Source organism: Marinomonas sp. TI.3.20 (genome assembly GCF_038155025.1).
Taxonomy (GTDB): Bacteria; Pseudomonadota; Gammaproteobacteria; order Pseudomonadales; family Marinomonadaceae; genus Marinomonas; species Marinomonas flavescens.
Genome location: NZ_JBAKAS010000026.1, coordinates 1 through 15054, shown reverse-complemented (window position 1 = coordinate 15054; position 15054 = coordinate 1). Strand labels below are relative to the sequence as shown.

At 41.6% G+C, this 15054-nt stretch carries 10 protein-coding genes and 1 pseudogene; 9 read left to right on the top strand and 2 right to left on the bottom strand.

Annotated elements, in window-relative coordinates; genetic code table 11:
• Positions 1-28 precede the first annotated feature (28 nt).
• Both V6259_RS17875 and V6259_RS17870 read left to right on the top strand, forming a co-directional pair.
• The gene (locus V6259_RS17875; RefSeq protein ID WP_341585677.1) at positions 29-2011 is read left to right on the top strand and encodes a DUF262 domain-containing protein; all 1983 of its coding nucleotides are present in this window, start codon (positions 29-31) and stop codon (positions 2009-2011) included.
• A 207-nt stretch (positions 2012-2218) separates the two neighbouring features.
• On the top strand, positions 2219-5506 hold the full coding sequence (locus V6259_RS17870; RefSeq protein WP_341585676.1) for a type I restriction endonuclease subunit R: 3288 nt from the start codon (positions 2219-2221) through the stop codon (positions 5504-5506).
• A 219-nt stretch (positions 5507-5725) separates the two neighbouring features.
• On the opposite strand, the pseudogene V6259_RS17865 reads toward V6259_RS17870, so the two are convergent.
• Positions 5726-6433 (bottom strand): annotated as a pseudogene (locus V6259_RS17865) (IS5 family transposase); the annotation flags it as partial.
• Positions 6434-6648: 215 nt separating this feature from the next.
• On the opposite strand from V6259_RS17865, the gene umuD reads away from it, so the two are divergent.
• The 7 genes from umuD (at position 6649) to V6259_RS17835 (ending at position 13641) form a co-directional block, all read left to right on the top strand.
• The gene (gene umuD / locus V6259_RS17860; protein ID WP_341585675.1) at positions 6649-7095 is read left to right on the top strand and encodes a translesion error-prone DNA polymerase V autoproteolytic subunit; all 447 of its coding nucleotides are present in this window, start codon (positions 6649-6651) and stop codon (positions 7093-7095) included.
• Positions 7095-8039, top strand: a complete 945-nt coding sequence (locus V6259_RS17855) for a Y-family DNA polymerase (RefSeq protein ID WP_445928520.1) — start codon at positions 7095-7097, stop codon at positions 8037-8039. Before umuD ends, V6259_RS17855 begins: the two co-directional genes overlap by 1 nt.
• Positions 7951-8355: a DUF4113 domain-containing protein gene (locus tag V6259_RS20075; RefSeq protein ID WP_445928519.1), complete on the top strand. Its 405-nt coding sequence runs from the start codon at positions 7951-7953 to the stop codon at positions 8353-8355. The genes V6259_RS17855 and V6259_RS20075 overlap by 89 nt, the downstream gene beginning before the upstream one ends.
• Before the next feature lie 74 nt (positions 8356-8429).
• Positions 8430-8852 carry a hypothetical protein gene (locus tag V6259_RS17850; protein ID WP_341585674.1) on the top strand — a complete coding sequence of 141 codons (423 nt, stop codon included), beginning with the start codon at positions 8430-8432 and terminating at the stop codon, positions 8850-8852.
• A gap of 332 nt (positions 8853-9184) precedes the next feature.
• Positions 9185-10426, top strand: coding sequence for an SIR2 family anti-phage-associated protein (locus V6259_RS17845; RefSeq protein WP_341585673.1), 1242 nt, complete (start codon positions 9185-9187; stop codon positions 10424-10426).
• Positions 10427-10428: 2 nt separating this feature from the next.
• Positions 10429-12267: an ATP-binding protein gene (locus V6259_RS17840; RefSeq protein ID WP_341585672.1), complete on the top strand. Its 1839-nt coding sequence runs from the start codon at positions 10429-10431 to the stop codon at positions 12265-12267.
• A gap of 177 nt (positions 12268-12444) precedes the next feature.
• Complete coding sequence (locus V6259_RS17835; RefSeq protein WP_341585671.1) at positions 12445-13641, top strand: hypothetical protein; 1197 nt, start codon at positions 12445-12447, stop codon at positions 13639-13641.
• An 18-nt stretch (positions 13642-13659) separates the two neighbouring features.
• Here V6259_RS17835 and V6259_RS17830 read toward each other — a convergent pair whose 3' ends face one another.
• On the bottom strand, positions 13660-13791 hold the full coding sequence (locus V6259_RS17830; RefSeq protein ID WP_341585670.1) for a hypothetical protein: 132 nt from the start codon (positions 13789-13791) through the stop codon (positions 13660-13662).
• Positions 13792-15054: the final 1263 nt, after the last annotated feature.

The window sequence follows — 15054 nt, the reverse complement described above, 5'->3', positions numbered from 1 at the left end:
AATAAAGTCACACAAGGAAGTAAGTAGTATGAACAATCAAGCTTATGAGCTGTTAACACTAAAAGACATTTTCGATTCGGGTAAACGTCAGCTGAATGTTCCTGATTATCAGCGTGGCTATTCATGGGAAGAAGAGCAGCGTAAAGACCTGCTTGGTGATATCACACAAATTATGACGCAAGACCACCGACATTTTACCGGTACGGTTGTGGCTAGTCAGAATGCGGATAGCACAGTATTTGATTTAGTCGATGGCCAGCAACGAATTACCTCTCTTGTGATCTTCATGTCGTGTTTGCTACGAGCGGCAAAGTCAAAAGGTTTGAGTGAGTTTAAGTCAGAATCCCTCGATAGCATTGAGGGAGTTTATTTACGTGCTGGTATTGCTACAGGTAATACAACCTACCAATTACAATTAGGCTCGATTCGCGACCCGTTATTTCATGAGGTATTGGATGTTGGCCAGCCTGTGAATCAAATGGTTAAGAGTAAAGCTGATCAAAATATTGTTGATGCCGCTGAGCAATTTGAAGCTCATTTAGTCGAACTGGATACCACTCAGTTAGAAGCTATTTATTTGGCGGTCACTGAAAAGCTTGGCTTTTTACTTTATGCCCCTAAAAAAGATGCTGAAATTGGCATTATGTTCGAGGTGATCAATAACCGAGGTAAGCCATTAAGTGAGCTGGAAAAAATCAAAAACTATTTGATTTACTTTGCAGGTCGACATGGCATTAGTGACTTAAAAACAAAAGTAAATGATAACTGGCCTATATTATTAGAATCATTAAATACAGCGGATTACACAAGTAATGACGATGAAAACCGCTTTTTACGTGTCTGTTGGTTGGTGTTCGCAGATCACAATAAGTCAAAAAGTTATCATGTGTATGATAATTTAAAACGTATTTGTCCAGCAGATGATTCCAGTCATTGGCAAAAACTATCCACATTTGTTGAGTTTATAACCAACACAGCAAAAACCTATTCTCGTCTATTTAGCTCTGAGAGTTCAGATTTAACTAATAAAGAAAAAATCATTCTACAGCGTATTGCATTACACCCAGCTAATGCGTCTATCTTACCTCTCGTGGTTTCTGTATTCAGTAAGGAAAGAGACAGCGAAGTCCGTGCTGAAATTTTGGATGTGTTGGAGAAATTGAATTTCCGGTTTTATGTTGCAGGTATTGCTAACCGTAATGATTCTGGTCAAGGCGAATTATTCGAAATGGCTTATTACTTTTACCAAGGTCGTTTTGGTGAATATGATAATCCAGATGGTTTGGGTGATGCGGATTTGCTCAAGCAGCATTTGATAAAATTCATTGAAAGCAAAGCGGATGACTACAAATTTGTTGAATATTTAACTTTAGATAAAGATGAAGAATATGACTACTATCAATGGCAAGGTCTAAAGTATTTCTTAGGAAGCTATGAAGATTTCCTTCGTAGTAGAAATAAACAGTCACCTCAGTTGTCAAAGTTTTTATCCCCTAGAAATAAAGATGCATCTAATGATTTTTATCATCGTGAACATATTTTAGCCAAAGCGGACCAGACGATCATTGTTGATAAAGATGGTTTAGATATTAATAAAAGAAGGCTTGGTAATTTTATAATATTAATGGAAACAATTAATATTAAAGTGAGTGACGATCCAATCGAGAAGAAGATTGAGGATTACTTTAAAGATTCAAAAGCACAACCAAATACGCTTATGATTCGTGAACTCAAACAGGACTTTGAGAAAGCGGTTAATATCACGAATGAAAGCCAAGAATATACGAATAAAGTAAAAGGCTATTGGCGGTTGGTTTATCAGACATTTTTTGATATTCGTGAAGAGCGTATGGTGAATTTTGCTATTAAAAGGTGGTCAGTGTCTGGGCTTAAAAAAACGGTTAGTAAAGTTGAAATAAATAGCCGATTTGAGACAAATGAAATATTCAAATGTACTCCAGCTAATAAAAATCAAACTAGTTCAAGTGATGACGAAAACATAGAAATTTAATATAGGCAGCGACTTTTGTAATAATAAGGGATCACCTGATGAATTATTTTTCATCACCAGCTTTTCAAGGGCGCTAGGTTGGCCGACTGATCAACCGTGTAGAGTTCCGATTTGAGTTCGATGCCTTGTGACTCAGCCAAGTTGATAAAGATTTAGAGCAAGCGATTAAGCGTTTGCCAAAAAAATAACAGATAAGGAAATTCTAGTATGGCAAGCGCCAGTGAGTTCGCGTTTCAAAATGAAATGATCCAACAGCTTTTAAGCAATGGCTGGTTGTTGGGTGATCCTAAAAAATACAACCGTGAACTGGCGCTGTACGAAGAAGATGTTTTGGGTTTTGTAAAAGACACCCAAGAGGAACAATGGCAAAAGTTTTGTGCGCTTTACCCTAATGATACCGAGCGTAAATTTTTAGAACGTGTGGCGTTACAACTAAACAAAGCGCTTTCTAGTCATGACAATAACGCCTCTCACCGTACTATGCGTACTTTCGGAACATTAGGGGTGCTGCGCCATGAGTTACGAGACCGAGGCACGCGCTTTAACTTGTGCCAGTTTAAACCCGAGCATGACTTAAACCCAGATACGCTAGTACGTTACAAGCAAAACCGTTGTCGCGTTGTGCCTGAGTTGGTGTATTCGCCTTGGGCAACCGAAGAAGAATTAGCAACGACGGGTAAAAAAGCCAAGGCATGGCGTATTGATTTGGTGTTGTTTGTAAATGGTTTGCCTGTTGCAACCTTAGAGCTGAAATCTGAATTCAAACAAGCCGTTCAAAATGCGATTACCCAGTATAAAACCACTCGTCCACCGACAGACCCTGAAACCAAAAAGCCAGAGCCGCTATTAACCTTTAAGCGTGGTGCTTTAGTGCATTTTGCTGTTAGCCAATACGAAGTGTATATGGCGACTCGTTTAGACGGCAACGACACCTTCTTTTTACCGTTTAACAAAGGCACCAAAGAAGGCGGTGCAGGTAACGACGTTCCTGAAGACGTTAACCAGTACGCGACCGATTATTTGTGGAACGAAGTATTACTGCCAGACAACCTGCTGAATATTCTTGCCCGCTTTGTGCATTTAGAAATTGAAGACAAAGAAGACTGGGAAGGCCGTAAATACAAGAAAGAAACGTTAATCTTTCCACGTTATCACCAGTGGGATGTGGTGAATAAACTGGTGAATGCGGCCAAAGAAGAAGGCCCAGGGCAAAAGTATTTGATTCAGCACAGTGCGGGTTCGGGTAAGTCGAACTCCATTGCATGGTCGGCGCATCAGTTATCGGCAATTCATACTTCAGAAGGTAAAAAGTTATTTGATTCGGTGATTGTTGTCACTGACAGAACGGTGCTGGATGATCAGTTGCAAGAAACTATTTCTCAGTTTACCGCCGTCGATGGTTTGGTTGGCCGTATTAATCGCAATGAAGGCGATGGTTCTAAATCAGAGAAGTTGGCGAATGCCTTAATGGATTCGCAGCCTATTATTATTGTGACCATTCAAACCTTTCCGTTTGTTTTAAAGGCGATTGAAAACAACGTTAACTTGAAAGAACGCAACTACGTCGTTATTGCTGATGAAGCCCATAGCTCGCAAACAGGCAGTACGGCTCGTCAGCTGAAAGAAGTATTGATGATTGATGGTAATGCTTCGGGTAAGGCGGAGGATGAAGAATTAACTACCGACGATATTTTGGACGCTGCGGTGGCGTCACGTAGAGCCTCTAAAAACTTAAGTTATCTTGCTTTTACAGCGACTCCTAAAGATAAAACACTACAGCTATTTGGACGCCTACCTAAGCCGAATGAACCCGCGAATAAAACGGACAACTTGCCCAAGGCTTATCACGTGTACAGCATGCGTCAGGCGATTGAAGAAGGTTTTATTCTTGATGTGCTAAAAAACTACACCAACTACAAGGTGGCTTATAACCTCGCCATGAAGATGGAAGGCAGTGATCAAGAAGTAGAGAGTAAAAAAGCCAAGGTAAAGTTAAACCAGTGGGTGCGTTTGCACGATTACAACATTAGCCAAAAGGTTCAGGTTATTGTTGAGCATTTTAAAGACAATGTGATGGGGTTATTGGGCGGCCAAGCAAAGGCAATGGTGGTGACCAGCTCTCGTAAAGAGGCCGTGCGCTATAAATTAGGCTTCGATAAATACATTACCTCCAAGAAGGGCGAAAAAGGCTATAGCCAGTTACAGGCGATGGTCGCATTTTCAGGCGAGGTGGAATTCACGGAAGCAGACCCAAACAGCTCTGCGTTGATTGGTGAAAAGTTTACAGAGAGTAATATGAACCCAGGTCTTAAAGGCCGAGACATGCGTAAAGCCTTTGATAGCGATGATTACCAAGTCATGATCGTTGCCAATAAATTCCAAACGGGTTTTGATCAACCTAAGCTTTGTGCCATGTATGTTGATAAAAAGCTGGGTGGCGTGGAATGCGTACAAACGCTATCTCGTTTAAACCGTATTTTTCCTAGCAAAGCAGAGACAGGCACATTTGTACTCGACTTCTTTAATGAGCCTGATGATATTTTGAGTGCGTTCCAGCCTTATTATCAAACCGCCGAATTAGCGGATGTCTCTGATCCTAACTTGATTTTTGAGTTGTCTGAAAAGCTACGAACAGCGGGCATCTTTACCACGCGTGAAGTTGATCAGTTCTGTGATGCTTTTTACGTAAAATCTAAAAGTAACGCCGCCATTGCCAATATCTGTAAGCCAGCGGTTGAGCGCTGGACGCTTAAATACAAATCGGCATTAGACGAATACAAAAAAGCAAAAGACATGTTTGAGCGCACCAAGAAAACAGGTGATGCGGTACTCATGGCAAATGCAGAGAATACCTTTAAAGACTGCAAGCAAGAAAAAGATGCCCTAGAAATCTTTAAAAAGGACTTAGGCACCTTTGTTCGTTTTTATGAGTTCATGTCTCAGATTGTCGATTACGATGATAAAGGGTTAGAAAAGCTGAGCTTGTATGCTCGTAATTTGCGTCCAATGTTGCGTGAGGCGGCTGTTGAAGAAGATCAGATCGACTTGAAGCATGTTGTGCTTAGCCATTACCGATTATCAAAAATACGCCAACAAGATATTCAACTGAAAGAAGATGCGGCAGGATATGAGCTAGAGCCCGGCGATTCCATGGGCACGGCGAAAGCCAAAGACCCTAAAGAAGAATTCTTATCACAAATCATCACTCGCTTAAATGAACTGTTTATAACCGATGAGTTGACGGATGCAGATATGGTGAGTTATGCCAATACAGTAAAAGATAAGGTGATGGAAAACGAATTGGTGATGAGACAAATTAATGAAAATAGCGCAGAGCAGGCTATGTTAGGCGACTTCTCCCGAGCCCTAGACGACGCGATTATGAGTAGCGGCTCAGCACACCAGAACCAAATGATGCAACTACTTTCAGACCCTGCGAGAACGGCTGGATTCGGTAAGCTAGTGTTTGAAATGATTAGGGGTGGGCAACGATAGTCATTTCTATCGATATATCCGTCGATCAAAGACATCCCATATTATAATGTGTTTATTGGAAGTTATCGTCTAGAGGGCTTAACTAGGGAAACTACGATCAAGAAGTCACAATGCACTAAACTTCTTTCATTCGAGAAAAAAGCACAGAATGCTACTTGTTTTGATGCTTTTCACCACTAAACAAGCTTATTTAGCATTGTTTAGTGGGTTTTAAACGGATTAACCCCTTTCCACCCGTATCATCTGGTCAATCCTAAACACATTGGTTAAGGCAAACAGCATCGCCAACTTGTTATCGTTTTTAGCCAGTCCTCGATAGATGCCTTCCCTAAAACCAAACTGACGTTTTATGATCCGAAATGGGTGCTCTACTTTTGCTCGGATACTGGCTTTGAGGTATTCCGTTCGGATGCGTTGCTTATTTACTCTAGAGTGTTACTTGAGAAGACGTACTTTACTTGGCATTTCTGCAGTCAACCAATCTGCTTTGATATCTCTGAGCCCTTCTCGTTTTTGTACGCCTCGATAACCAGAATCCGTTGAGATAAAGATTTCCTCACCATGATGTAAATTTTCTGTTTCTGTGATGTCATGTACGTTGGCGGCTGTTGTGCTTAGGCTATGCGTCAGGCCGGTTCTCGCGTCCACGCTAATATGAGCTTTTAGACCAAAAAACCATTGCTTTCCTTTATGGGTTTGGTACATCTCGGGATCGCATGCTTTCGCTTTATTCTTGGTTGAGCTGGCGGCTTCAATGATGGTGGCGTCTACAATCGAGCCTTCTTTTAAGTAAATCCATGCGCTGGACAACCATGTATCGACTTCTTTAAACAGCTGACGGCGGAGCTTATGTTTTTCCAGCAAGTACCTAAAATTCATAATAATAGTGTGGTCAGAAATAGCGATGTCCAGCGACAACCCAGCAAAAGCTAATTCAAGTTATTCAAACGGCTACTACCAGCATAATCAGTAGTCCCTGATGGACTGTCTGCCCCTAACTTTGGAGTATCCTGGCAATTTGCCTAGAGCAGATTCCTTAATTTTTCTCTTAGAGTTTGGGCTTTATCCTCTTTCGATAATTCACTTGGCTATTCGTACTCTCTAAACGTATACTGTATATATATACAGTTTATTGGTGAATTATGCGTGTAACTTATTTAGGTGTATCTGGATCGTCGGAGTTTATCGCGGCAAATAGTCTGCGAATTCCGCTTTATGTTGATTCTGTGTCTGCTGGGTTTCCTTCTCCGGCGCAAGATTTTGTTGAGCGAACGTTGGACCTTAATGAGTTTTGTGTCTCTCATCCTGCATCTACGTTCTATGTTCGTGCCCAAGGTGACTCTATGATTGAAGCTGGTATCTTATCGGGTGATGTTCTGCTGGTAGATAAGTCATTAACCGCTCGTCATGGTGATATCGTAATTGCCTGTATTCATGGAGAAATGACAGTAAAGACCTTGGAGTTACAGCCTAATGTGCTTCTTCGTCCTAGAAATCAGGCTTATAAAGCCATTGTGATAACTGAGGAGTCAGAGTTCGAGGTTTTTGGTGTAGTAACCAGTGTGATTCGTAAGTATGAGCGCGGCTGATGCAAACAGTATTTGCTTTAGTCGATTGTAATAACTTTTATGCTAGTTGTGAGAAGTTGTTTCGACCTGATTTGAAACGCACCCCCATAGTTGTCTTATCTAACAACGATGGTTGTGTCATTGCACGTTCAAAAGAAGCAAAATTGCTGGGTATTAAGATGGGCGTGCCGATGTTTCAGGTTCAGGAAGAGATAAAGCAGCATGGGATTGTGTGTTTTTCGTCGAATTACGCTTTGTATGCAGATATGTCGAATAGGGTAATGACGATCTTAGAAGAGGAAGCACCTCGGCTGGAGGTGTATTCCATCGATGAAGCCTTTATGGGTTTAACCGGCGTTGATCATGTAACGGATTTACTGGAGTTTGGTAAACGAGTAAAAGCTAAGATTGATCAGTGGACAGGAATTACAGTAGGGGTTGGTATAGCTCCCACCAAAACATTGGCTAAGTTGGCTAATCACGCTGCAAAGAAATATCCAGCGACGGGATCGGTCGTGGATTTGATGGACTCAGATAGACAAAAGCGTTTGCTTGCATTGGTCGACGTGAGTGATGTGTGGGGCGTTGGCAGTCGTACTACGGCAAAGCTAAAGGCGAGGGGGATTTATACTGGGTTGGACTTAGCTAATGCTGATCCTAAATTCATTCGTAGTGAGTTTTCTGTGGTGTTAGAGCGAACCATTCGAGAACTGAATGGTTCATCTTGCTTGGATTTAGAGTTAGTCAGGCCGACTAAAAAACAAATTATCTGTAGTCGTTCATTTGGTCATAAGGTGACGGAGAAGCGCGAACTACGGGAGGCTATCAACCAGAGCCGCCGAGAAACTACGCGGGGAAAAACGCCTTTGTCGCGTTGTGAGTGTGTTTATCCGTACCAGTCCCTTTATTCCAAACGAACCGCAGTATTCGAAAACGTTATCTGCAGAACTCCCCAGTCCAACTGACGACACACGATATTTATTAGAAGTGGTCGACGTGTTATTTCGTCGTATTTATCGGACAGGCTATCGCTATGCCAAAGGTGGAGTGATGCTGACAGACTTTTACGAATATGGTGCCTTACAACAAGATTTGTTTCGAGCAGACAACACGAAAATCAACTCAAAAGCTTTAATGAGCGTCGTGGACAAAATCAATCACAGCAGCCTTGGCAGCGTCTTTTTTGCCTCGCAAGGTGTGCCTCCACAATGGTCAATGAAACGAGAGCATCTATCGCCAGCATACACGACTAGGTGGGAGGAGTTACCGAAGGTTTTTTGATTCAAAGTGTAGAAAATAAAAATGAACAATTGGTTTAAAAATGACAACGACAATGATTGATTAAGAGGTATTCCATGAGCGATAAAATCACCAAAGACAATGCTAGTAATGTGCCAACAGATCAGATAGTAGCAACGGTTGTTTTATGGCTAGAGAAACAATGCCTACAGGAACGTTGGGATATATCTGATGAACAGATATGTACTCTTCTCGGTGGTATTTCGGTTTTAACGTGGAATCAATGGAAAGAGACTGCACAAAGTCATAAGAGTCTCCAAGTGGACCAAGAGACTATTGATAGATTAGCGCTACTAGTGGATATTGATAAGATGATTCGTTGGAGTGCACCAAATGGATATGGTTATGACTTCTTCAAAAGGCCAATTAATCACCCGACATTTAATAGCAAATCAGCTAAAGAGTTCATGCTAGAGAACCATATGCTTGATGATTTTATTAAGGTCAGAAATCATTTTCGAAGTAGAGTGTTTTTTTAAAAACACCTTAGTCTTATTTGGCTTGTCATGTTGAGCATCATTGTTCTTAACAGTCACGTTAGGGGAGTGATATGAGCACTAAACGAGAAAAATATGCTAAAAAAGTTTTGATATTAACGATCTTGATAAAAATATTGATCGAGTCTAAAGATGTTGCTGTTGTGAAGGACGAATCCCTCGTATTTTATGACACTTACCCCCCTGTTTATTTAAAATAACAAATGAGGCGACAACTATCCTGACACAGAGGGTTAATCTGCACATGACTTCAAATTAGCTACTGACCACATATGCTACAATGCACATCAAATTTTATTTTTGGATGCTAGTATATGACTGAATTGTATTTTCAGGGTGGCAGTGAAATAGATCGTAGAGACTTAGAAAGCCACTTGTCCTCGTTGTGCCAACTTGAAAATGTAGGTGTATTACTTGGAGCAGGGTCATCCAAAAGCGCTGGCGGCATGGTTATGAAAGAGATCTGGTTGGACTTTAAGGCAACCAATGAAGAAGCGATACCGTTGCTGAGAGATACTTACAAACTAATTAGCCAAGAAGATATCGATAATTATTCAGTCAATGTTGAGATTCTGATCGATGAAGTACTAAAAAACAAAAATGTGCTCGATACTTGGCAAAACGATTCTTCAGCGCTCCAAAGTATTTTGGTTGGTTTGTATAGCTCAGTAACGAAAGCTGCTCTGTTAGTTGGCGCTGATTTTCAGAATCTTCATATTGGAAAACGTGAAAAATTCGAAAAGCACAGAAACTTGTTAGAAAAACTTCTTTCGAACAGGCAGCCAGGTCAATCAGCCCCATCTATCTTTACAACCAATTACGATTTAGCCATTGAGTGGTCAGCAGAAGAATCAGGGATTAACTTAGTAAATGGGTTTTCAGGTATACATTCTAGAACTTTCCAACCCCAATCTTTCGATTTGGGCTTCCGTAATATAAATGCTGTAGGTGAAGCCCGTTTTGGGCATTACAACATGTACTTATACAAGCTGCATGGTTCGTTAACTTGGTATCAAGATGAAGCTGGCGAAGTAATAGAGTGCACTTCATCGAAGGCTTACCAAGATTTTATTCTTCCACTAACAGAAACTAGTAGTTTCAGTGATAGCCAGCGGCTGATTTACCCAGGAGCCAACAAATACCACCATACGATCGGTTTTGTTTATGGTGAAATGTTTCGTCGATTTAGTGAGTTTTTAACTAAACCTCAAACTGTCTTATTCGTGAATGGTTATGGTTTTGGGGACTATCACATTAATAGAATTATACTTGGTGCGCTACTTAACCCATCTCTCCATATAGTCATTTGTTATCCAGAGTTGGCCGAGCTTAGAGCTGACAGTCACCTTGAAAACGGTTTAAGTCAAGCTCAGCAATGTGTTGATAAAATCAGGAAAATGAAGCTGAACCAAGTCACTATCATTGGTGGCGCTGATGCATACTTTGACAATTTTGTTGATCTAGTTCCAAAACCTGTTTTATTTCCCAAAAACAATGCCGCGACGGTAATTGCAGAAGCCCTTAGAGATATCAGCTCAAGCAATGCAGGGAATTAGTTATGATTTATAGCGATATATCCCAAATTGGCTACGTAGTATCTCTTGAAGGGACTAGAGTTCGCGTAAACCTTTTGGATAGCCACAAAGGACAGCTTGCCTCACATAGGGGAGGTGTAAACTCCGTTTCTCAACCAGGAGATCTCATAGGTTTTGAGGCTGGTAGACATCTAGTTATAGCACGTGTTACAGATATGTCTTTTGTTGAGCCTGAAAAAGCTCACGCTACAAAGTTTGGTACGATGAATGTGTCAGACATACCACTAAGACAATTAGTTTGTCATGCTATTGGCCACATTAAATCAACCAAAGATAAGTTACATTTTATTTCAGAAAATTGGATGCTACCTCCATTAGGGGCTAAAGCGGTTCCATTAGACAAAGAACTGTTGAACATCGTTTTTGGAATACCAGAAGAAGAACAAAAATTCTCATTAAGGCTTGGTAGTGACTCAAGAACTCATACCGTAGAAATTAGAGCAGGTATGAACAGGCTTTTAAGTAGGCACTTAGCTGTGTTAGGAAGTACTGGGTATGGCAAATCAAATTTTAACGCGCTACTAACGAGACAAATTGCAGAAAACTTCCCTAGTGCGAGAATAGTAATCTTCGATATCAATGGAGAGTATGCTCAAGCGTTTGAAGGTTTAATGAATGTGAAACAAACTGTGTTAGGAATGGGCAAAAATGTCGAGTCTGATGGATTATTCTCCAAGGAGCACGTTAACTATCATCGTATACCTTATCAAGCTCTAGGTTGGGCCGGCTTAATCAAACTGCTTCGACCCAGTGATAAAACACAGCTGCCAGCATTAAGAAATGCACTACGTTCGTTGCCTTATATAAAAACAAACCCTTTGAATCAATTTGAAATGCTTGTAGAACAGTATGACTCAGCTACAGGTATGACAAGCTTCCCCCTTGTAGATGACTGTAACCCCCAGAACCAAGATTTTTTAGGTTCTTGGCTTAGTGCCCTACAAAAGCAGAATGTGCAACCGCAACTACACTGGCCACCTTTCCGAGGATTAGCCAACTTAGTCGCAGAGTTTGGCTGCGTTGCCGCTAGCCGAAATGCGGGAAAGACGGAGAGAAACGCTTTTAATTATGGAAATGTTCTGCCGCTTATCAAAATCATTCAACAGTTGTCAGAAGACTCCCGCTTTATAGAGGTATTAAATACTTCAGGCGGTCAATTAATTAACTTGGCAGTACCTTGGCAAAAACCGCTTGAAGAAGAAGTTGACTATATTTTTGGTAAACCTAAAGGAAGCCCACAAGACTGGAATGTACACATAATCAACTTGAAGAGTCTAGCTGATGACCTATCTCCACTGGTTTTAGGTGCATTGTTAGAAATGTACGCTGAAGTGCTTTTCAAACGAGGGCAAAACAATAGTTATCCAACCCTGTTGTTGTTGGAAGAGGCTCATCAATACTTAAGAGACCCTTATGCTGAGGATGCAAACCAACTAAAAGCCTATGAAAGACTAGCTAAAGAAGGTCGTAAATTCGGTTGCTCCTTACTTGTTAGCACCCAGAGACCATCAGAATTGTCCTCAACCGTTTTAGCTATGTGCTCTAACTGGGTTTCATTGAGGTTAACCAACGAGCGAGATCTCAATGCATTAAGGCATGCTATGGAGAATGGAAACGAAAATGTATTGAGCGAAATTTCAGGTTTACCTAGAGGCGATGCTGTTGGCTTTGGTTCTGCATTTAACATTCCAGTGCGAATGACGATTGATGAAGCCGTACCTGGGCCAGCTTCAACAGATGCTAACTTTGCTGAAGCATGGAGTGTTTCTGCTCTTCCTCAAGTTCAGCCCAAAGTAAACTAGCAATTAATGGAGCCTGATCTTGCGTTTTGTCCTCTTCATTAGTTCATGTATCGCAAATACAGCTCAACGCGACTCGGTCTTTCATCTGTGCTAACAAACTTTGGCGCAAGGGTTAGTCAAGTTAGAACAACGCTCGCGTATACGAAATGATGTAAACTGCCTAATAACTGAAGAAAAATGAAACCCGAAATGCCGAACCCCAAAATAGTCATTAAACCGCTACGCATTAACAACCCATTTATGAAGACGTACGATGAAGTGTGTTCGTTGTTTGGCATACCCACGAGTATTCGCCAGCGAATTAAGTTTTTAGCCAAAGAATCAAATCAAGGCGTCCGAATCACTGATCGTAGCCTCGACAACCTGGCAAAAAAGGGCTTGTCCGAAAAAGTGATAACAAACTCAGTTCTGACGATAATAGACGAATATATGGCGCAGCATCCAGAGTTTGCAGTTGTTGATAAGCTGAGTTGCACAATTCAACCACAGTCAATTGTTATCGATACTTGGCGTGTATTGTTTGAAGGCTTGAAAGCTGCCATGGTTGTAGAATCATTTGATAGGGCATCTGTAGATTCACTATTGCAACCACTTATGGCGTTTATAGAAAGACGCTGGGAAGAATCGCTGGGGATGCGCGAATGGGCTAAGCAACACCATGACTTAGATGAAAAAGAGTTTAGACTGAATATAACAAGCTTCTTCTCCACGTTTATAAATAAAACTAGGTTAAGCGAAGAAGAGGTCAACCACACGATGAGCGGAATGACAAAGTACGCTCAGGGGCGAGAGAATGAGATAAGCACTGAGGAATTGTATGCGCTTTATTTGAGTAAACAGGACTTCACGCTATCCTTATTTGCTACGCTGGATCTGATAGCCAGTAACATTCGTAATTTTGAGCTTGGAGCAGATGCAGCAGCGATAACAAAGGATGGCGGCTTTCTAACAGAGATTCTAAGGCAAAATTCTCCTTGTTATTTTGGTAGATTCATAGAGCTTTTGAAGCGTAATAGTGGCAAATCCTATCAAGCCATGGCGACTCGTATCCCCACAGCCTTTAAAGGGGGAAGCTCCGGTCGGACCAAACAAGAAGCGCAGTTAGAGCGATTAAAAGAGTGGAGGAAAGGAAAGGCTCGTCCCAGCGATAAATCGTTTATGGCTTTTTGCCTTCAGTTCAAACCTTATGACTATTATCCACTAATGATTTTAGGGCATATATGTTTGTCGATAGACAAAATGTGGAGCGCTGCGAATGAGGCCGATCGGGTACTAATTGAGAAAATGTACACACCGGAGAATTATTTAAAGTATTGGGAGGGAGAAAAAAGGCGACAACAACAATGTAGCCGCCTATCTCATTCATTGCGCTAATGGGAGCGCAGCAGGGAGTTATTCATCCCAATCTTCTGGGCGTTCGTCATCACCTCGACTCTGCCAGTAGGCATCGTTATTTGGGTTCATTTGGTTTGAGTGGTTGTCTAGTTCATCTTGAGAGTATTCGTATTCATCATAGTCAGACATTTGTTTTCCTTAATTAAAGTCGCGTGGTTTATGTTTGTCCTTTATCAGAAAGGATTTTGCTTGTTCTATTTCTTCAAAAAGTTTTGATTAAGCTAACAGCGGCTATATTACTGACGCAGAGCTTCGTATGAAGGGGGGGGGAGAGCGAAAAAATTTTTAGTCTAAAGCGATTAAGCAAGTCAAAGGCTTCTTAGGACGAGCCCTGCGAGATATTGATCGGCAAGTAAAACGACAAGGGGTATTCGGGGATGACTTCTTAACTACCAATAATAAGGCCTAAAGATTGGCTTTTTCTTAGATTAAGCGAGCCTGAATCAGTCGCATTGTGTTGCACCCACGAGAGCACGGTTTTGGTTGTCCACCAGAAGCCTTTCTTGATTATTACCTTGCACTAAAACAACAGCATCATTGCCATGTAAGACCGCACGCCGCTTGTTAATTGAAATCGCTCTTGTGTTGAAAATCGCCGGAGATTTTACATAGCGAGTCTGCAATTCTTGCAGTATTCCTGGGCTCCCGTTAGACGGGTTTATCAATTCGAAACGACTGTTTTCAACGCATATGCCAATTGAGACTGAGTTATTGTAATCGGACCACATTATTATTCCGTGAATCTATCATGGCCAGGGCGGCGTGAAACAGTCTCGTCTCGTTGATAGGCATAACAGCATGGCCAGCTAACAGCTCGTTTCTCTTAGTTACTATTGCCGTCTCTCTATTAAATGAGTTTTCGAAACAAGTTTTTTGCTTATTGTCCGCCATATCAAATAACTGTAATTAAACAGCTAAAAAATTATACCTGGAGCGCAGCAATAGTGGCAGATTTTCCACCAACCTCGTCTACACCACTGGAATTTTTGCCACTATTGGCCTTTGGGTCGCGTTCGGTGGCAGATTTTCCACTAACCTCATCTACGCCACTGGAATTTTTGCCACTATAGGGGGCTCTGATCGCGTTCGGTGGCAGATTTTCCACCAACCTCGTCTACACCACTGGAATTTTTGCCACTATAGGGGGCTTTGGTCACGTTCAGTGGCAGATTTTCCACTAACCTCATCTACGCCACTGGAATTTTTGCCACTATAGGGGGCTTTGGTCGCGTTCGGTGGCAGATTTTCCACCAACCTCGTCTACACCACTGGAATTTTTGCCACTATAGGGGGCTCTGATCGCGTTCGGTGGCAGATTTTCCACCAACCTCGTCTACACCACTGGAATTTTTGCCACTATTGGCCTTTTGGGTCGCGTTCGGTGGCAGATTT